The 15914-nt window shown below is 67.6% G+C and carries 21 protein-coding genes and 1 tRNA gene; 10 read left to right on the forward strand and 12 right to left on the reverse strand.

Going from position 1 to position 15914, the window contains the following annotated elements; genetic code table 11:
• Positions 1–128: 128 nt before the first annotated feature.
• The 4 genes from I6I07_RS30125 to I6I07_RS30140 form a co-directional block, all read right to left on the reverse strand.
• Complete coding sequence (locus I6I07_RS30125) at positions 129–1421, reverse strand: aspartate carbamoyltransferase (RefSeq protein WP_198484832.1); 1293 nt, start codon at positions 1419–1421, stop codon at positions 129–131.
• Between the two features lie 100 nt (positions 1422–1521).
• Positions 1522–1935 (reverse strand): hypothetical protein, encoded by a 414-nt coding sequence (locus tag I6I07_RS30130; RefSeq protein WP_198484833.1) that lies wholly within the window; start codon positions 1933–1935, stop codon positions 1522–1524.
• Entirely contained in the window at positions 1936–2361 is a 426-nt protein-coding gene (locus tag I6I07_RS30135) for a BPTD_2524 family lipoprotein (RefSeq protein ID WP_006393738.1), read from the reverse strand.
• Positions 2362–2492: 131 nt separating this feature from the next.
• On the reverse strand, positions 2493–2624 hold the full coding sequence (locus I6I07_RS30140; protein ID WP_006388387.1) for an entericidin A/B family lipoprotein: 132 nt from the start codon (positions 2622–2624) through the stop codon (positions 2493–2495).
• Positions 2625–2748: 124 nt separating this feature from the next.
• Between I6I07_RS30140 and I6I07_RS30145 the strand changes: the two genes are divergently transcribed.
• Together I6I07_RS30145 and I6I07_RS30150 are read left to right on the forward strand one after the other, a co-directional pair.
• Entirely contained in the window at positions 2749–3108 is a 360-nt protein-coding gene (locus I6I07_RS30145) for a hypothetical protein (protein WP_198484834.1), read from the forward strand.
• A gap of 62 nt (positions 3109–3170) precedes the next feature.
• Positions 3171–3572, forward strand: a complete 402-nt coding sequence (locus I6I07_RS30150) for a hypothetical protein (RefSeq protein ID WP_198484835.1) — start codon at positions 3171–3173, stop codon at positions 3570–3572.
• On the opposite strand, the gene I6I07_RS30155 is transcribed toward I6I07_RS30150, so the two are convergent.
• Both I6I07_RS30155 and I6I07_RS30160 read right to left on the reverse strand, forming a co-directional pair.
• Entirely contained in the window at positions 3554–4864 is a 1311-nt protein-coding gene (locus I6I07_RS30155; protein WP_420094533.1) for a TIGR03862 family flavoprotein, read from the reverse strand. The genes I6I07_RS30150 and I6I07_RS30155 overlap by 19 nt on opposite strands.
• Before the next feature lie 219 nt (positions 4865–5083).
• A complete protein-coding gene (locus tag I6I07_RS30160) occupies positions 5084–5428 on the reverse strand; it encodes a hypothetical protein (protein ID WP_006393734.1) in 345 nt (114 codons plus the stop codon).
• Positions 5429–5827: 399 nt separating this feature from the next.
• Between I6I07_RS30160 and I6I07_RS30165 the strand changes: the two genes are divergently transcribed.
• Entirely contained in the window at positions 5828–6328 is a 501-nt protein-coding gene (locus I6I07_RS30165; protein WP_198484836.1) for a hypothetical protein, read from the forward strand.
• A 128-nt stretch (positions 6329–6456) separates the two neighbouring features.
• On the opposite strand, the gene I6I07_RS30170 is transcribed toward I6I07_RS30165, so the two are convergent.
• Both I6I07_RS30170 and I6I07_RS30175 read right to left on the reverse strand, forming a co-directional pair.
• A tRNA-Met gene (locus I6I07_RS30170) sits at positions 6457–6533 on the reverse strand.
• Positions 6534–6553: 20 nt separating this feature from the next.
• The gene (locus I6I07_RS30175; protein ID WP_198484837.1) at positions 6554–6934 is read right to left on the reverse strand and encodes a hypothetical protein; all 381 of its coding nucleotides are present in this window, start codon (positions 6932–6934) and stop codon (positions 6554–6556) included.
• A gap of 169 nt (positions 6935–7103) precedes the next feature.
• On the opposite strand from I6I07_RS30175, the gene I6I07_RS30180 reads away from it, so the two are divergent.
• Both I6I07_RS30180 and I6I07_RS30185 read left to right on the forward strand, forming a co-directional pair.
• The gene (locus I6I07_RS30180; RefSeq protein ID WP_198484838.1) at positions 7104–8543 is read left to right on the forward strand and encodes a PLP-dependent aminotransferase family protein; all 1440 of its coding nucleotides are present in this window, start codon (positions 7104–7106) and stop codon (positions 8541–8543) included.
• Positions 8540–9103 carry a DedA family protein gene (locus I6I07_RS30185; protein WP_006393729.1) on the forward strand — a complete coding sequence of 188 codons (564 nt, stop codon included), beginning with the start codon at positions 8540–8542 and terminating at the stop codon, positions 9101–9103. The genes I6I07_RS30180 and I6I07_RS30185 overlap by 4 nt, the downstream gene beginning before the upstream one ends.
• Positions 9104–9115: 12 nt before the next feature.
• Here I6I07_RS30185 and I6I07_RS30190 read toward each other — a convergent pair whose 3' ends face one another.
• Both I6I07_RS30190 and I6I07_RS30195 read right to left on the reverse strand, forming a co-directional pair.
• Positions 9116–9370 (reverse strand): hypothetical protein, encoded by a 255-nt coding sequence (locus tag I6I07_RS30190; RefSeq protein ID WP_232625829.1) that lies wholly within the window; start codon positions 9368–9370, stop codon positions 9116–9118.
• 214 nt (positions 9371–9584) lie between these two features.
• On the reverse strand, positions 9585–9830 hold the full coding sequence (locus tag I6I07_RS30195; RefSeq protein WP_006393727.1) for a hypothetical protein: 246 nt from the start codon (positions 9828–9830) through the stop codon (positions 9585–9587).
• 120 nt (positions 9831–9950) lie between these two features.
• On the opposite strand from I6I07_RS30195, the gene I6I07_RS30200 reads away from it, so the two are divergent.
• The 5 genes from I6I07_RS30200 (at position 9951) to I6I07_RS30220 (ending at position 13558) form a co-directional block, all read left to right on the forward strand.
• Positions 9951–10562, forward strand: coding sequence for a hypothetical protein (locus I6I07_RS30200; protein ID WP_198484840.1), 612 nt, complete (start codon positions 9951–9953; stop codon positions 10560–10562).
• A 45-nt stretch (positions 10563–10607) separates the two neighbouring features.
• Positions 10608–11066, forward strand: coding sequence for an Lrp/AsnC family transcriptional regulator (locus I6I07_RS30205; protein WP_171663306.1), 459 nt, complete (start codon positions 10608–10610; stop codon positions 11064–11066).
• Positions 11067–11143: 77 nt separating this feature from the next.
• Entirely contained in the window at positions 11144–11452 is a 309-nt protein-coding gene (locus I6I07_RS30210; RefSeq protein ID WP_198484841.1) for a hypothetical protein, read from the forward strand.
• A 14-nt stretch (positions 11453–11466) separates the two neighbouring features.
• A complete protein-coding gene (gene pdxA, locus I6I07_RS30215; RefSeq protein ID WP_198484842.1) occupies positions 11467–12447 on the forward strand; it encodes a 4-hydroxythreonine-4-phosphate dehydrogenase PdxA in 981 nt (326 codons plus the stop codon).
• Positions 12448–12580: 133 nt separating this feature from the next.
• Positions 12581–13558, forward strand: a complete 978-nt coding sequence (locus tag I6I07_RS30220; protein ID WP_198484843.1) for a bile acid:sodium symporter family protein — start codon at positions 12581–12583, stop codon at positions 13556–13558.
• 103 nt (positions 13559–13661) lie between these two features.
• Here the strand turns inward: I6I07_RS30220 and I6I07_RS30225 are convergent, their stop codons facing one another.
• The gene (locus I6I07_RS30225) at positions 13662–15044 is read right to left on the reverse strand and encodes a replicative DNA helicase (RefSeq protein WP_006393719.1); all 1383 of its coding nucleotides are present in this window, start codon (positions 15042–15044) and stop codon (positions 13662–13664) included.
• The gene (locus I6I07_RS30230; RefSeq protein WP_198487729.1) at positions 15041–15880 is read right to left on the reverse strand and encodes an RIO1 family regulatory kinase/ATPase; all 840 of its coding nucleotides are present in this window, start codon (positions 15878–15880) and stop codon (positions 15041–15043) included. The genes I6I07_RS30225 and I6I07_RS30230 overlap by 4 nt, the downstream gene beginning before the upstream one ends.
• Between the last annotated feature and the right edge of the window lie 34 nt (positions 15881–15914).

The raw sequence follows: 15914 nt of genomic DNA on the forward strand, positions 1-15914 counted from the left end.
ACCATCCGACCGAAGATTCCATGGCGTGTCTCGGAGCGACACGCGACAGGAAAAACCAGCGCGGATTATGCTTGAAATCGCCGGCGTCGGCCGTCATGACGGCCGCGCCACGCTGCCCCGCGAACGCCTTACTCCAGCCCGTGGAACACGGAGTCGTCCGGACCGATGTGCGACGGGTGCTGCCAGGTCACATCGCGCAGCGAGTGCTGCACCAGCCCTTCCACGCCCAGCAGCACCGCGAAGATGGCCATGCGGATGGGGATGCCGTTGTCGGTCTGGCGGAAGATCGCCAGGCGCGGGTCATGGTTCAGGTCCACGCTCAGGTCGTTGGCGCCCGGCCGGCTGTCGCGCGGCAGCGGGTGCATGACGATGGTGTCCGGGCCGCAATAGGCGTCGATGATGGCGCGGTTGATCTGGAAGTCGGGCGTGTAGCCTTCGTTCTCTTCGTTGGCGAAACGCTCTTTTTGCACCCGCGTCGCGTAGATCACGTCGGCGCCCGCCAGGCCGTCGGCCAGCGAGGTCTTCTGCTCGATGATGTTGCCGTTGCGGCTGGCCTGCTCGATGATGTACGAAGGCATTTCCAGGCCCTTGGGCGACACCAGCGAAAACTTGACGTTCTTGTACAGCGCCATCAGCTTGATCAGCGAATGCACCGTGCGGCCGTACTTCAGGTCGCCGACCATGGCGATGTGCGCGCCGTCGAGCAGCTTGCCCAGGCGCGAGAACTCCGTGAGGATGGTGTACAGATCCAGCAGCGCCTGGCTCGGGTGCTCGCCGGGGCCGTCGCCGCCGTTGACCACCGGAATGTTGGTGGCGCGCGCGAATTCGGCCACCGAGCCCTGGTCGGGATGGCGGATCACCATCGCATCGACGTAGCCGCTCATGACGCGGCTGGTGTCGTAGATGGATTCGCCCTTGGCCATCGACGAGAAGGTGAAGCCGGTGGTGTCGCAGACCGAGCCGCCCAGGCGGCAGAAGGCCGAGCCGAAGCTGACGCGGGTACGGGTGCTGGCCTCGAAGAACAGGTTGCCCAGCACCGCGCCTTCCAGCACGCGCGAGACCTTCTGGCGGCGTGCGATGGGCTGCATCATGTCGGCCACGCGGAACAGGTCCTCGACCGATTCGCGGGTGAACTGGTCCACCGACAGCAACTGGTTCTTGCCCTCGACCGCGATCCGCTCACGCAGCGGGCCATCTTGTACGCTTTGCGTATATTTTTCGAGCAGCACGCCGTTCTGGACGATCTCGCTGACGAAACGCTGCACCACTTCCGGCATCGCGCGGAATTCCTGCGAGCCCTCCGGCAGCAGCCAGGTATCGAGCGCGCGGCGTTTGACGCCGATCCGGGTCGCGAACACGTCGCGCGTGAGATTCAGGCGGCGCATCGCATCGCGCAGGAAAGCTTGCTGGGAAATGGTCATGACAGGTCCCGAAGAAAGGGTTTATATACGCACTGCGCATATTATTCCCAACGCAAGTGCATGTCCAACACTTTTGCGCACACGGGTTTACCCTCGAAACTCAGCGTCGAGCGTAGGTCGTCATCTGTGGCGCGGCATCCGTCGTGCCCTGCCCGGCCGCCAGCCAGCAACCCGCGCAGAACGCCAGGGCGCTGACGAGGTAGCAGAGCATGGCCAGCACCTGCGCCGGCAGGTGCGCGCGGGTCATATGGCCGGTGTAGCCCTGGCGCAACAGGCTGACCTGGGCCAGGTAGGCGAACAAGACCCCGAGGCAGGCCAACAGCAGGCCGGCCAGCAACAGCAGCAGGGGCAGTTGCAGGTCGGGCGCGGCGATATCGCCCCCGACGATGCCCAGCGAAAACGCCGCCAGCCCCAGCGCGGCGCCGCCGTTCAGCCAGCCCAGGAAGCGGAACGCGCCTGCCAGCAGCGTGAACGGCAGGCCGGCGGCGCGGAGCTGCTGGGCGCGCGGGTCCATTTAGTCTTCCTTGCGGCAGACCGGCGTGGCGGTCTGGATCGAGGCGCGGGCGGCGGCGATCTCGGCCGCGTTCCAGCGGCCCTGGCCCAGCACGGTCACGGTGACCTTGGCCTTGGCCGGGCCGTCGGACTCGGCCGAAATCAGCTCGAGAATCTTGGCGGTTTCGCCCACCTTGTAGACCTGGACTTCGTCCGGCGCGCCCTTCTCGCCGAGGACGTGCTTCCAGGCATACGCCACGTTGTACGGATGCTGCACGTTCACGTGGCAGGTGCGCACGTATTCGCCGGCGCGGCGGAAGGCCGCCTGGTAATTGGTATCCACGCTGAAGGTTTCCTTCAGCACGGTATCGGCCTCGTAAACGCCCGTGCTGGCGCAACCGCCCAGCAACGCCATCAACGAGACACCCACCCATACAGACTTGCGCATGATTCTTCCTGCCATCGGATTCGGATTCCCGCGATTATGCCAGCGGCCGCAAAAAGGCCACGCCCGAAATGTCGCGACATTTCTGCGTGGCCCTGGGCGCGCCCGGGGGCGCGCGGAACGCCCGGCACCCTTTACTTGGTCGCGGCGCCCTCGATCTTCTCGCCGCCGCGCTGGATATCCTTGCCAGCGCCGGCGACGGTATTGCACCCCGCCGACATGGCGGCAATCGAAAGCAGCATGACGAGAATCACTTTGTTCTTCATGGGCATCTCCTGTCGAGGCGTGAAAACCGAAGCCAGCATACCGCAAAGGCCACCGTTTGCGCAGGGTGCGCCCCCTCCCCCGTACGCCTGTCGCGTATTTGGCGGCAATGGATTAGGATGCGCTATGAACAAGAAACACGTATCGGAAAACGCGGGCGGCACGCCCCAGGCATGGGGCTGGGAACAACCGCAATGCCGCGGACAGGCGGCGCTGGCGCTCTTCATCGACGATCTGCACCGCATCCTGCAGAACTACACCGCCGGCAAGCTGGCCGCGAGCAGCACCCTGGCCGACGCCCAGGAACAGGTCGACCAGTTGCTGGCCCGATACAACGAGATCGCCGCCGCCCCCGAGATCTTCCTGGGCCAATCGGTCCAGCTCAAGGAAGGCGTCGATCGCAGCGGCGTCTCGCACACCGTACCCATTTTTTCCGCGCGGCTGAAGCAGTCCCTGGTCGCGATGCTTGGACAAGGACCCGGCTGACCCCACCTCCGGCGTGCGCCAGCCGCCGGACAGAACCACTCCAAAGAGAGGGAGACCGAAGCATGAATACAGACAATGTCGTGGAGTTTCTCCGCCTGCTGTCGCTGGATGTCTCGCTGGGCGCGGCCGCCCAGCACGCCGCGAGCCAGGCGGATGCGCCTCTGGCGTTGGCCCGCCTGGCCACCGCGCACGGCTTGCCTTGCAGCGCCTCCGACTGGTCGATGTTCACGCGCGACTGCCTCGATGCCGCCGACAGCGCCGAAAGCGAAGCCTTCTCTGGCGACGCCAAGATCTGGCAGCTGGTGCAGGATCCGGGCCAGGGCACCAGCATGCCGGCCAGCGCCATCACCCGCGTCATGGGCATCGCCACGCAACCCGATGGCCCGACCGTGGTCGGCCACGTCGTCAATGACCTGGCGCCGCGTCCGGCCCAGGGCGCCTCGCCCTACCCCGGCAGTTCCTGAGCCGGCGCGCCGGCCATCCCCAGAAACGCCGCCACGCCGTTGGCGGCCACCACCCCGCTGGCCATGCACGCGGTCAGCAGGTAACCGCCGGTCGGCGCTTCCCAATCCAGCATTTCCCCCGCGCAGAACACGCCCGGCGCCTGGCGCAGCATCAGGCCGGGCCCAAGCGCGTCGAACGCCACGCCGCCCGTGGTGCTGATGGCCTCGTCCATCGGACGGGTGCGCACCAGCGTGAGCGGCAGGGCCTTGATCAGGCGGCCCAGGCGCGCCGCGTGGCGAAAATCATCGGCGCCCGCGCACTCGCGCAGCAGCCCCGCCTTGACGCCGGTCAGCCCCAGCCGGCTCTGCAGGTGGCTGGACATCGAGCGCGCGCCACGCGGATGGGTCACGGCCTCCAGCACCCGCTCCTGCGTCCAGCCGGGCGCCAGGTCGAGCAAGGCGACCGCCTGCCCCGCCGCCTCGATGCGGTCGCGCAGCGGCGCCGACAACGCATAGACCAGGCTGCCCTCGATGCCGTTTTCCGTGACGACGAACTCGCCCTGGCGAGCGGGCCCCGGCCCCGCCTCGCCAACGCAGCGCAGCGTGACGGACTTGACCGGCTGGCCGGCATGGCGCTGCCGGAAGTGTTCGGACCATGCCACGTCGAAGCCGCAGTTGGCCGCGCGCAGCGGCGCCGTGGCGATCCCGTGGGCCGCCAGTCCGGGCAGCCAGGCGCCATCCGACCCCAGCTTGGCCCAGCTGCCGCCGCCCATGGCCAGCACCACCGCATCGGCCGCGCAGGTGCGCAGGCCGTCAGGCGTGTCAAAACGTAGATCGGTCGCGCCTGGCGCCTCGTCCGACGGCCAGCCGAGCCAGCGATGGCGCATGTGGAAGCGCACGCCGCTGGCGCGCAGGCGGGTCAACCAGGCGCGCAACAGCGGCGCCGCCTTCATCTCGGCGGGAAAGACCCGGCCCGACGAACCGACGAAGGTCTCGATGCCGAGTTGCGCCGCCCATTCTCGCAAGCCATCGGCGTCCAGCGCGCGCAGCCAGGGCGCGATCTGGCCCGCGCGTTCGCCATAGCGCGCCAGGAACGGCGCCGCGGCCTCGCTGTGGGTCAGGTTCAAGCCGCCGCGCCCGGCCATGAGGAACTTGCGGCCGACCGACGGCATCGCGTCGTATATGTCGACCTGCACGCCCTGCGCGGCCAGCCCCTCGGCCGCCATCAGGCCGGCCGGCCCGCCGCCGATAACGGCCACGCGCTTGGCGGACGGACTCATGGCGCCCGGGGGCGGATGCGGGTTGGAATGCATGGCGGCGGAATTCAGGAAGGCCAGGGCGGGACGGGCCGCCGGGGCTGCGATTGTCGCACGCGGCGGCGCCACGCCCGGCCATCGGCCCCGCCGGACAAAAAAAAGCCCCGGATGGGGCATTTTTTCATCGCAGCGGCCAAGCCATTGATATTGCGGCGATATTTCGACATGCGCAACGCCTATCCCAAGGCTTGTCCACAGTCGCTGTGGGTAACTGCGCTAGGCGTTGCCGGCGGCCTGCATCGGCCCGGACCAGGGTTCGGCATCGAGCTGGAAGCGCAATTCCTGGTATTCGCCGTCGACCCCGACCGAGCGCAGCAGGCCCGAGCCCAGCGCCTGCCCCATCGCCCGGCGGCACAGGGTTTCGGGATCATCCGGCAACGACTGGAACACGCCATCGGGAATGCGCAGCCGCAGCAGCGCCTGGGGATCGCCGCGTTCGGCGGGCCGCCCGATATGGATGTGGGCCGGATAGCCGTGCGGGCACCAGATGCCCACGTGGTACTTGCCTTCGCTGCCGGTATCGGCGACGTAGCCGGGATGATCGTATTTTGCCGTGCCCATGGACCCTCCTCGTGTGCGGCGGATTCGCGCGCTTGAGCCATGGTAGCGCAGCGCCCGCCGCCTGTGCGGGCCCGCGCCCCCGGGAAACTCCGGGCTGGAACGCCGGCTTGATGCAGGGCAAGCGGGGGACGAAAAAAAACGCGACGATTGTCGCGGTCTTCGAAGCGCTGGGGGCGGCGGCGGGAACCGTGACCAGACCATCCGTGGAGAACCGTGCTGATTCTGCGTCGCGGGTTGCCCTCTGCCGTCATTCGAGAGCTATCGTGGTGGCAACGACCTTCCGCAGCATGCGATCCCCAACATCTCCCCTCAAGCGCCGCCCATGCCTCTCTACCATCGCCTGGCCAGTTCGACCCAGCGACTCGACATCGCCTTCCATCAGACTCTCGGGGCAGCATCATGCGTCTTTTGACCATTGAACACATCCCTCCGGCTCGCCGACGAACCGTCCCCATCTGGTATCCCGCCGTCATGCTCAGCTTGTCCGGCGAAGCGTTACGTCGCACGGGACTCGATTTCGAGACGGCGCAGGATGATCTCGACGCGGTCACCTTTGCGTATGCCGAGGTCGAGAGAATTCCCATCATGTTGATGCGCCACGCGTCCGAGCCCAAGCACGCCTACACGCTGATGGTGGATGCGGAAAGTGAAGCGAATGACCGTGGCTGGGGCGTCCTGAGCTTCGCGTCGGGCGTATTGGCCAGCCTGCACGTGGGACCTGGAGAAGTGATCTGGCGCAACGACGAACTGGACAGGCTGTTTCCTGCCAGGCTGAATCTCAAGCCGGGCAAATCGGCTTTCGAACAGCTCGACCTGAACCATATCGAACCGGTGTCGCTTGACGATGCAAGTCCATCGTCCGGGCCCGCCCACACGCCGCCGGCAAAAGCCAGGTTTTGATTCGCGCCGGCGGTGCGGGGTGCCGCGGCACTCTGCTCCCCGCCAGGAAGGGGGCGAATCACCCTCAACAAGGGAGCCCGGAAAGCAAAAAAGCCTTGATTTCGTCATGAAATCAAGGCTTCGAATGCTGGTTGCGGGGGCAGGATTTGAACCTACGACCTTCGGGTTATGAGCCCGACGAGCTGCCAGACTGCTCCACCCCGCGTCTGATGTGTGAATCATACATCATTTTGAAATCTTGTGCAGCGCACCCAGCGCATTGGACCGATTATTTTTGCTTTCCGAGCCCAAAAAACCCGTCAGGAAGGCCGCGACGCGCGCCAGCAGGCCGGGCGGATCCAGGCAGATGGCCTGCGTCTGGCCGACCGCCGTCAGCGTCAACGGACCGCCTTCCGGCAGGCAATGGCTTTCACCCGCGTTCAGGCGCATCGGCGGCGGCAAATAGCGGCCTGGCGGCATATCCGAGCGATACGGCGGCTCGGCCAGCATCAGGCTGCCGCTGACGCAGACGATCAGCGCCCCGCCGCGCAGGCGCACCTGGCGGCTGGCGCCGGCCAGCAGATCAAACCGTTGCGAACGGGGTTCGGGGGTGGGAAACAGGGCCATGGGAATCTCCAATCAGACCCCTACAGGCTACGTCCGCCCTGTTTTGCGCAACAGCCACACAATCCGGCTTTCTGTACCGATGCAGCCTCTCGATTTCGACGCTGTTATGGTGTACTTTGCGTGAATCTGTGCCTACCCTCAACCCAACCTCGGGGAGCATGATCGGCGCATGGACCCGCAACCGCTATACCTACGCCTGGCGAACCACTACCGGCGCGCCATCCAGACCGGGGTCCTGGCCCCGGACCAGCGCATGCCGTCCGTGCGCATGCTGGTGCGCACCCACCACGTCAGCCTCTCGACCGCGCTGCAGGCCTGCCGCCTGCTCGAGGATGACGGCCTGATCGAGGCCCGACCCCGCTCCGGCTACTTCGTCCTCAAGCCGCGCCGCAACAGCATCCCGCCCGTCAACGAACCGGACATCCGCCAGGCGCTGGGCACGGCCCAGTACGTCGGCATCCACGACCGCGTGTCGGACTTCATCGCCAAGTGCGAGGCCCATCCCGTCAGCGCCAACTTCGCGCTGGCCGCGGCGGTGCCGGAAGCCTATCCGATGGAAGACCTGAAGCAGGCGATGATCCGGGCGCTGCGACAGTCGCCCCAGGTGCTGGTCAGCCCGGTGCCGCCCCAGGGCCACCCCGACCTGCGCACGGTGCTGGCGCGGCGCGCGCTGGCCAACGGCATCAACGCCACGCCCGATGACGTCATCGTCACCCACGGCTGCATCGAGGCGTTGAACCTGGCGCTGCGCGCCGTGGCCCGGCCGGGCGACACCATCGCGGTCGAGTCGCCCACCTACTTCGGCCTGCTGCAGATCCTGGAAAGCCTGGGCATGCGCGCGCTGGAGATTCCCACCAGCCCGCAGCACGGCCTGTCGATCGAGGCGCTGGACCTGGCGTTCCAGACCCACGGCAACATCCGCGCGGTGGTGGTGGTGCCGAACTTCCAGAACCCGCTGGGCTGCGTCATGCCCGACGCCGAGAAGGCGCGCCTGGTGGCCCTGTGCGAACGCCAGCAGGTGCCGCTGATCGAGGACGACACCTATGGCGCGCTGAACGACGACGACACGCCGCTGGCCGCGGCCAAGTCCTGGGATCCGACCGGCAACGTCATCTATTGCTCGTCGCTGCACAAGACGCTGGCGCCGGGCATGCGGCTGGGCTGGCTGCTGGGTGGCCGCTGGAAGGCCCGCATCGCCATGCTGAAATTCGCGCAGAGCCGGCCCAACGAACCGCTGGCGCAGATGGCGGTGGCCGAATACCTGGGATCGCGCGCCTACGACCGGCACCTGGCGCGGCTGCGCCGGCAATTGAAGACGCAGCGCGAGCAGACCGCCGAAGCCATCGCCGCGCATTTCCCGCGCGGCACCCGCCTGAGCATGCCGACCGGCGGCATGCTGCTGTGGCTGGAGATGCCGGACGGCCGCTCGGGGCTGGATGTCTTCGAGGCCGCCCTGCAGCAGGGCATCCGCGTGGCGCCGGGCGCGATGTTCTCCAACGGCACGCGCTACAACCATTTCCTGCGCATCAGTTGCGGACAACGCCACACCCCCGAGATCGCGCGGGCGCTGATGACCCTGGCGCGCATCGTCGGCGAGCGCCAGCCATGAATCCGCACCTGCATCAATTCATCGTCGACTACGGCCTGTGGGCGGTGCTGGGCGGCACCCTGCTCGAAGGCGAAAGCGTGGTGGTGCTGGCGGGCTTCCTGTCGCACCAGCGCCTGCTGCACCTGCCCTACGTGATGCTGTGCGCGTTCGCCGGCTCGTTCATCGCCGACCAGGCGCTGTTCTATCTGGGCCGCCGCTACCGTGAACACCGCTACGTGCGGCGGGTGCGGGCCCAGCCCGCGTTCGGCAAGGCGCTGGCGCTGGTCGACCGCTATCCGCACGGCTTCATCCTGGCGTTGCGCTTTCTCTATGGGCTGCGCACGGTGGGACCGGTGGCGCTGGGGGTCTCGCAGGTCTCGTCGCTGCGCTTTCTGGCGCTCAACGCCATCGCCGCCGCGATCTGGGCGGTGTGCTTCAGCCTGGTGGGATATGTGTTCGGGCAGACCATCGAGTCCCTGCTCGGCCGCCTGCATGGCGTGGAGACCAAGCTGGCGGTGGCCGCGGTGATCGGCATCGCGACCTGGCTGGCCTATTGGCTGTACGCGCGGCGGCGCCGGTAGCCGTCGCGCCGCTCAGAAGACCAGCTTGCCGCTGGCGCGCAACACGTGCCGGCGGCGCGCCTTGCGATACAGGCGGCCGATGAACGGCAGCAGGGCCAGCCGCCGCAGGATGGGATGACGCTGGTCGAAGTCGTGCCAGGCCTTGAAGCCATGGCCCAGGCGCTCCCAACTTTGGCGCGCTTCGGGAGAAAGTTTGCCGGGGTCGAACGCCGCCAGCTTTGCCGCTTCCGAAACCCGGGCCGCGAGGCCACGATTCCGGTATTCCAATGGATACTGATTCCGCATGGGGCGGCATATTACCCGGCTTGCGGGACCTCTGCCGGCCCCTGTCGCGCGGTGGACACAGGCGGTTTTGGCGCCGCCTTTGACCGCACTTTGCAAGCCGTTGTAATTAAAGGAAAAAGGCTTTCTATGCCCGCGCTATCCCAAGGCTTGTCCACAGAAGTTGTGGGTAACTTCGGCGGACCGCGGGGGCCGGTGGCTACTTCAGCGCGGCGATGATCTGGTCGCGCACGCTCTCGAAACCCGCCACGTATTGGGGGTTTTCCGAACGGGCCAGCAGGCTGGAATAGTTCTGCTCCAGTTGCGCCTCGATCGCCTCGCGCAGGCCGGGCGAGCCCTTGGCCAGGTGCAGCATCGTCAGCAGCGCCGAGTTGAGCGCGTCGATGCGGCCGCCCTGGTGCGAAATGGTATGCACGATGACCGCGATTTGTTCCTGGATGTCCATGGAAAAGCCTCCTGGCAATGAATATCGGCGCAAATCCTAGCATGGGCCGGCCGGGCCGCTGGGCAAGCGCGGCCGTGCGCGCTAGCATCAAGCGTAGCGCGGCATCAACGGAGCGTGCCCATGAAGACGATCCACGACTATGTGCCCCCCGACGCGGCATCGCTGCGGCGGCTGCAGGAACGGCTGGGATACAGCGATGCGCAGATGGCCGAGCTGGCCGGCCTGGACGCCGCGGTGCCCTGGTCCAGCTACGTTGGCGGCCCGCAGCCGCGCGCGCTGGGACAACAGCGGCTGCTGGGCATCGCCGCCCGCCTGACGCTGGACGAGTCCGCCTGGCAGGGCGTGCTGGCGGCCATGCGCGAGGCCGGCGCGCGCTTCGACTACGATTCCGCCGGCGCGCCCCGCGCCGCGCCAGCGCCGGCCGCCCCGCCCGCCGCCCTCGAGGAAGACAAGTTCGGCATGCGGCTGGTCAGCGACCACGGCGCCTTCCACGAGATGGAACAACTGCGCGAGTTCGCCCATCACGTGCAGGAGTTCGGCGTCAGCGATCTGGTGCGCGAGGCCCGCTACGACAGCGCCGCCGACCTCTGCCGCTTCACGCTGGCGCCGGCGCGCGAACCGGACGCCGCCCGCCGCGACCGGGTCTTCGACGCGGCCTCCCGCACCATCACCCGCTTTGCCTTCGACGGCCGCGTCTATCAAGGCGGCATTCCGCCCGAATCCGACGGCTGAGCCGCGCATTGACTTGCGCCGCGTCGCCCCTGTATGGTCGGGCGCATGAATGAACGCCTAGACGCCATCGACCGGCAACTGCTCAGCCTGCTGCAGGCCAACGCCCGCGAACCGGCCGCCATCCTGGCGCGCAAGCTGGGGCTGGCGCGCACCACCGTGGTGGCGCGCATCGCCCGGCTCGAGCGCGAGAGCATCGTGGCGGGCTACGGCGTGCGGCTCGGCCGCCTGCTCGAAGAAGCTGCGGTGCGCGCCTACTGCTTCATCAGCGTCCTGCCCAAGACGCCGGCGGCGGTGATCCGCGAGCTCGAGAAGATGCCCGAGGTCGAGGAAGTGTCCTCGGTCAGCGGCCCGTACGACTACCTGATCTTCCTGCGCTGCGAAACCCATGAGCAGCTCGACGAGCTGCTGGACCGCATTGGCCTGATCGACGGCGTCAAGCAGACGCAAACCTCGATCGTGCTCAGCCGCAAGGTCGACCGCCGTAGCGCGGTCGGTGCGCCGTAGAGCGCTGTCCCCTCCCCGGCGGGCGGCGGGGGCGGCATAATGTTGTAATCTGGCCAATTGCCTTCTACGGATCTCCCATGCTCGCACGCCTTGCCTTCGTCTCCGCCATGCTCGCCCTGCTGACCGCGTGTTCCAGCATGAGCGAAGTGACGCCCACCGGCAAGAATGGCTACAGCGTCACCTACAGCTCCGGCACGCAGTTGCTGACCTGGGTCGAAATCAAGAACCAGGCCTTGCAGCGCGCCGACCAGTACTGCCAGTCCATCGGACGCAAGCTGCAGAAGCCGTCGGTGACGTCCAACCACGCCACGGGCCTGGGTTCCAAGCGCGCCACGGTCACGTTCGAGTGCGGCGAGATCGTAACGCCGAAGGACGCCAAGCAGTAATCCTGGAACACATCGTGAACACTCCCCCGCCCGTGGGCATCACCATGGGGGATGCCGCCGGCATCGGCCCCGAAATCGTCGTCAAGGCCTGCGCCCAGGGCCTGAATGCGCCCTGCGTGGTCTACGGCGACGCCGGCGCCCTGCGCCGCGCCGCGAGCGCGCTGGGAGCGCGCCTGGAGATCACGGAAATCGCGCACGCCGGCCTGGCCAGCGGCGATGCCAGCCACATCGAGGTCATCGCCTGTGGCCCCGCGCTGCCGCCCGACCTGCCCTTCGGCCAGGTCAACGCCGCGGCCGGACGCGCCGCCTACGACTACGTCTGCGCCTCCATCGACGACGCCCAGGCCGGACGCATCCGCGCCATCGTCACCGCGCCGCTGAACAAGCAGTCCATGCACGAGGCCGGCATCGACTATCCCGGCCACACCGAAATCCTGGCGGAGCGCTCGGGCACCGACGACTTCGCCATGATGCTCGCCAACGACGAACTGCGCGTGCTGCTGGTGACCATCCACGTCGCCCTGGCCGACGTCATGGCGCGCATCACGCCCGAGGCCGAGCTGACCGCCATGCGGCTGGCCGACCGCGCCTGCCGCCAGATGGGCATCGCCCATCCGCGCGTCGCGGTGGCCGGCCTGAACCCGCACGCCGGCGAAGGCGGCAAGTTCGGCCGCGAGGACATCGACATCATCGGGCCGGCCATCCGCCGTGCCCGCGACGAAGGCATCGACGCCAGCGGCCCCTGGCCCGGCGACACGGTCTTCATGCGGGCCCGCCGTGGCGAGTTCGACATCGTGGTGGCCCAGTACCACGACCAGGGCCTGATCCCCGTGAAGTACCTGGGCGTGGACCATGGCGTCAACGTCACCATCGGCCTGCCGTTCGTGCGCACCAGCGTCGACCACGGCACCGCCTTCGATATCGCCGGCAAGGGCCTGGCCGACCAGGCCTCGCTGATCGCCGCGTTCGACCTGGCGCTGGCCATGACGCCCTGACCCCCAGGGGCTCAACAGGCGGACACCCGCCCGGCCCGCCAGCGGCCTGCAAGCCCCCCCCGGGTCTACAATACGCCCCGATTCCGGCGCGCCAGGCGCGCCGCCGCTTTCCGTCATCCCCCTACCCCCCTCCATGTCACGCCTTGTCCGTCTCCTGCCCGACCGCTTCACCCTCTACCTGATCTGCACCGTCATCATCGCCAGCATCGTGCCCGCCCACGGGCAAGGCGTGGTGGTGTTCGGCTGGATCACCAACATCGCGGTCGGCCTGCTGTTCTTCCTGCACGGCGCGCGCCTGTCGCGCGAGGCCATCATCGCCGGCCTCACCCACTGGAAGCTGCACCTCACGATCTTCTCGGCCACCTTCCTGATGTTCCCGCTGCTGGGCCTGGCGCTCAAGCCGGTGCTGGAGCCGCTGGTCACCCCCGAGCTGTATCTCGGCATCCTGTTCCTGTGCTGCCTGCCCGCCACCGTGCAATCGGCCATCGCCTTCACGTCGATGGCGCGCGGCAACGTGCCGGCCGCGGTCTGCAGCGCCTCGGCCTCGAGCCTGCTGGGCATTTTCCTGACGCCGCTGCTGGTGGGCACCGTGGTCGCCAACGCCGGCAGCGCGCCGATCTCGTTCGACGCCGTCGGCAAGATCATGCTGCAGCTGCTGCTGCCGTTCGTGCTGGGCCAGTTCGCCCGCCGCTGGATCGGCGCCTGGGTGCACAAGCGCAAGGCGATGCTGAAGTTCGTCGACCAGGGCTCGATCCTGCTGGTGGTCTACACCGCGTTCTCGGAGGCCATCAACGAAGGCCTGTGGAGCACCACGCCGATCCCCGCGCTGCTGGGCCTGGTGGTGTGCTGCGCCGTCATCCTGGCGCTGGCGCTGGGCCTGTCGGCGCTGGCCGGCAGGATGTTCGGCTTCAACCTGCCGGACCGCATCACGCTGCTGTTCTGCGGCTCCAAGAAGAGCCTGGCCAGCGGCATTCCGATGGCCCAGGTGCTGTTCGCCGGCCACGCGGTGGGCGCCATCGTGCTGCCGCTGATGCTGTTCCACCAGATCCAGCTGATGGTCTGCGGCGTGCTGGCCGCGCGCTACGGCAAGCGGCCCGAAACGGAAGAGTGAATCCGCCCCGCCGCCATGTGAAAAACCCCCGAAGGTTGGATTTCGTCCAACTTTCGGGGGTCAGTTCATGGAGCTCGGTTTTTCTTGGGTCGGCGATGGACGCTCAGTACAGGTCCCGCGGCTGCGCGCCGGAGAAGTTCAGGAAGCGCGTGCTCGACCCCTGGAAGGTCAGGCGCACCGAGCCGATGGGGCCGTTACGCTGTTTGCCGATGATGATCTCGGCGGTGCCCTTGTCCGGCGAGTCGGGGTTGTAGACCTCGTCGCGGTAGATGAACAGGATCACGTCCGCGTCCTGTTCGATGGCGCCCGATTCGCGCAAGTCGCTCATCACGGGGCGCTTGTTGGGACGCTGTTCCAGGCTTCGGTTCAGCTGCGACAGCGCGATCAGCGGACAGTTCAGCTCCTTGGCCAGGCCCTTGAGCGAACGGCTGATTTCCGACACTTCGGTGGCGCGGTTCTCGCCCGAGCCGTTGCCCGACATCAGCTGCAGGTAGTCGATGATGATCAGGCCGAGCTGGCCGCACTGGCGCGCCAGGCGGCGCGCGCGGGCGCGCACTTCCATCGGGCTGAGCGCGGGCGATTCATCGATGTAGACCTGCGCGTCCTGCATCAGCTGCACCGCGTGGGTCACGCGCGGCCAGTCCTCGGCGATCAGCTTGCCGGTCCGCATGCGGTGCTGGTCGAGCAGGCCGACCGAACCTAGCATACGCATCGCCAGCTGCACCGCGCCCATTTCCATCGAGAACACCGCCACCGGCAGGCCCTCTTCGATGGCGACGTGCTCGCCGATGTTCATCGAGAACGAGGTCTTGCCCATGGACGGGCGGCCTGCCACGATGATCAGGTCGCCACCCTGCATGCCCGAAGTCATCTTGTCGAGATCGGTGAAGCCGGTGGGCACGCCGGTCACATCAGAAGTGCTTTCGCGGTGGTAGAGCTCGTCGATGCGTTCCACCACCTGCGTCAGCAGCGGCTGGATTTCCTGGAAGCCGGCGGCGCCGCGCGCGCCTTCCTGGGCGATCTGGAACACCTTGGACTCGGCCTCGTCCAGCAGTTGGCGCGCTTCCTTGCCCTGCGGGTTCATGGCGGCCGAGGAAATCTCGTCGGCGATCGACACCAGCTTGCGCAGCATGGCGCGCTCGCGCACGATTTCGCCGTAGCGGCGGATGTTGGCGGCCGACGGCGTGTTGTGCGCCAGCGCATTCAGGTAGGCCAGGCCGCCGGCGTCGTCGGCCTTGCCGGCGCTGACCAGCGATTCGTGCACGGTGATGACGTCGGCCGGCCGCGCCAGCCCGATCAGCCGGGCGATGTGGTGCCAGATGAGCCGGTGGTCGTGGCGGTAGAAGTCTTCTTCGACCAGCACGTCGGCGATGCGGTCCCAGGCTGCGTTGTCCAGCAGCAGGCCGCCCAGCACCGACTGCTCCGCCTCGATGGAATGAGGGGGAACGCGCAGGTATTCAAGCTGGGAGTCGGCAGGTGTGTTCATGGCTTCAATAATAACGGCTGCAGGATATCCGCGACGCGGAAGAAACCCTGCACATCGCGCGACGGCACGCGGCCCAGCAGGGGCCGCAGCGGCGTGGCGATGAAGGAAAGCACCCGGGTCAGGCGGCGCAGGCGGGCCTTGACCTCGGGGTCGGGATTGCATTCGAAATAGACGTCCAGCGCCAGTCTACCCAGCGTGCGGCCGACGTCGTCGGGCAATTTACGCAGCGAGGCCAGCGAGGCCAGCATCTGGAACAGATCATAGGCCTGGGCCAGCGGACGCGACAGTGTCGAGCCGATGTTCTCTTCGAAATCGATGCGCCACAGTTCGCCGTCCTGCAGGGTGATGTTGCGGATCTGCGCGCCGCCGTGCCACAGCCCACGGGCGTGGAAGGCGGCCAGGTCGGTGGCGGCCGCCCGCGTCAGCCACAGGCGCGAGGTGGTGTCCTCGTTGCGGATCAGGTCGGCCAGGTCCTCGCCGACGAATTCCAGCACAAGCAGGCCCTGCTCCTGCCACCAGACCTCGGGCACGCGGCAGCCGGCCTGCAACAGTTGGTTGAGGCGCCGGGCCTCGTGCTCCAGGCCATTGCGCAGCAGGATGCCGGGACGCGGAAATTCGCCCAGGAACAGCTTGCAGCCCACGCCGAGGAACAGCGCGCGCGCATAGCGCAGCACATAGCTGACCCCGCTCGCCAGGCTCGGCCGGCGGCGCTTGATGATGCAGCGCACCCCATCGATGGTGGCGTCCCGCACCGACGGCTCGCGCTCGGCGTCCAGGCTGTCGAGCCAGGCGCGCAATCCGGGGGGGGCGTTGTGGTGGACGGGCGGCTGGGTCAAGAGGTCCTCGGTGGCAACAGCATGGAAGGTGGGC

This window comes from Achromobacter deleyi, assembly GCF_016127315.1.
Taxonomy (GTDB): Bacteria; Pseudomonadota; Gammaproteobacteria; order Burkholderiales; family Burkholderiaceae_B; genus Achromobacter; species Achromobacter insuavis_A.

Bases quoted from the DNA above. Each gene is read 5' to 3' on its own strand.
- I6I07_RS30125 (WP_198484832.1), bottom strand. From the start codon at position 1,421: ATGACCATTTCCCAGCAAGCTTTCCTGCGCGATGCGATGCGCCGCCTG.
- I6I07_RS30220 (WP_198484843.1), top strand. From the start codon at position 12,581: ATGTCACGCCTTGTCCGTCTCCTGCCCGACCGCTTCACCCTCTACCTG.
- I6I07_RS30130 (WP_198484833.1), bottom strand. From the start codon at position 1,935: ATGGACCCGCGCGCCCAGCAGCTCCGCGCCGCCGGCCTGCCGTTCACG.
- I6I07_RS30210 (WP_198484841.1), top strand. From the start codon at position 11,144: ATGCTCGCACGCCTTGCCTTCGTCTCCGCCATGCTCGCCCTGCTGACC.
- I6I07_RS30175 (WP_198484837.1), bottom strand. From the start codon at position 6,934: ATGGCCCTGTTTCCCACCCCCGAACCCCGTTCGCAACGGTTTGATCTG.
- I6I07_RS30185 (WP_006393729.1), top strand. From the start codon at position 8,540: ATGAATCCGCACCTGCATCAATTCATCGTCGACTACGGCCTGTGGGCG.
- I6I07_RS30145 (WP_198484834.1), top strand. From the start codon at position 2,749: ATGAACAAGAAACACGTATCGGAAAACGCGGGCGGCACGCCCCAGGCA.
- I6I07_RS30140 (WP_006388387.1), bottom strand. From the start codon at position 2,624: ATGAAGAACAAAGTGATTCTCGTCATGCTGCTTTCGATTGCCGCCATG.
- I6I07_RS30135 (WP_006393738.1), bottom strand. From the start codon at position 2,361: ATGCGCAAGTCTGTATGGGTGGGTGTCTCGTTGATGGCGTTGCTGGGC.
- I6I07_RS30150 (WP_198484835.1), top strand. From the start codon at position 3,171: ATGAATACAGACAATGTCGTGGAGTTTCTCCGCCTGCTGTCGCTGGAT.
- I6I07_RS30155 (WP_420094533.1), bottom strand. From the start codon at position 4,864: ATGCATTCCAACCCGCATCCGCCCCCGGGCGCCATGAGTCCGTCCGCC.
- I6I07_RS30225 (WP_006393719.1), bottom strand. From the start codon at position 15,044: ATGAACACACCTGCCGACTCCCAGCTTGAATACCTGCGCGTTCCCCCT.
- I6I07_RS30200 (WP_198484840.1), top strand. From the start codon at position 9,951: ATGAAGACGATCCACGACTATGTGCCCCCCGACGCGGCATCGCTGCGG.
- I6I07_RS30205 (WP_171663306.1), top strand. From the start codon at position 10,608: ATGAATGAACGCCTAGACGCCATCGACCGGCAACTGCTCAGCCTGCTG.
- I6I07_RS30180 (WP_198484838.1), top strand. From the start codon at position 7,104: ATGGACCCGCAACCGCTATACCTACGCCTGGCGAACCACTACCGGCGC.
- I6I07_RS30165 (WP_198484836.1), top strand. From the start codon at position 5,828: ATGCGTCTTTTGACCATTGAACACATCCCTCCGGCTCGCCGACGAACC.
- I6I07_RS30195 (WP_006393727.1), bottom strand. From the start codon at position 9,830: ATGGACATCCAGGAACAAATCGCGGTCATCGTGCATACCATTTCGCAC.
- I6I07_RS30160 (WP_006393734.1), bottom strand. From the start codon at position 5,428: ATGGGCACGGCAAAATACGATCATCCCGGCTACGTCGCCGATACCGGC.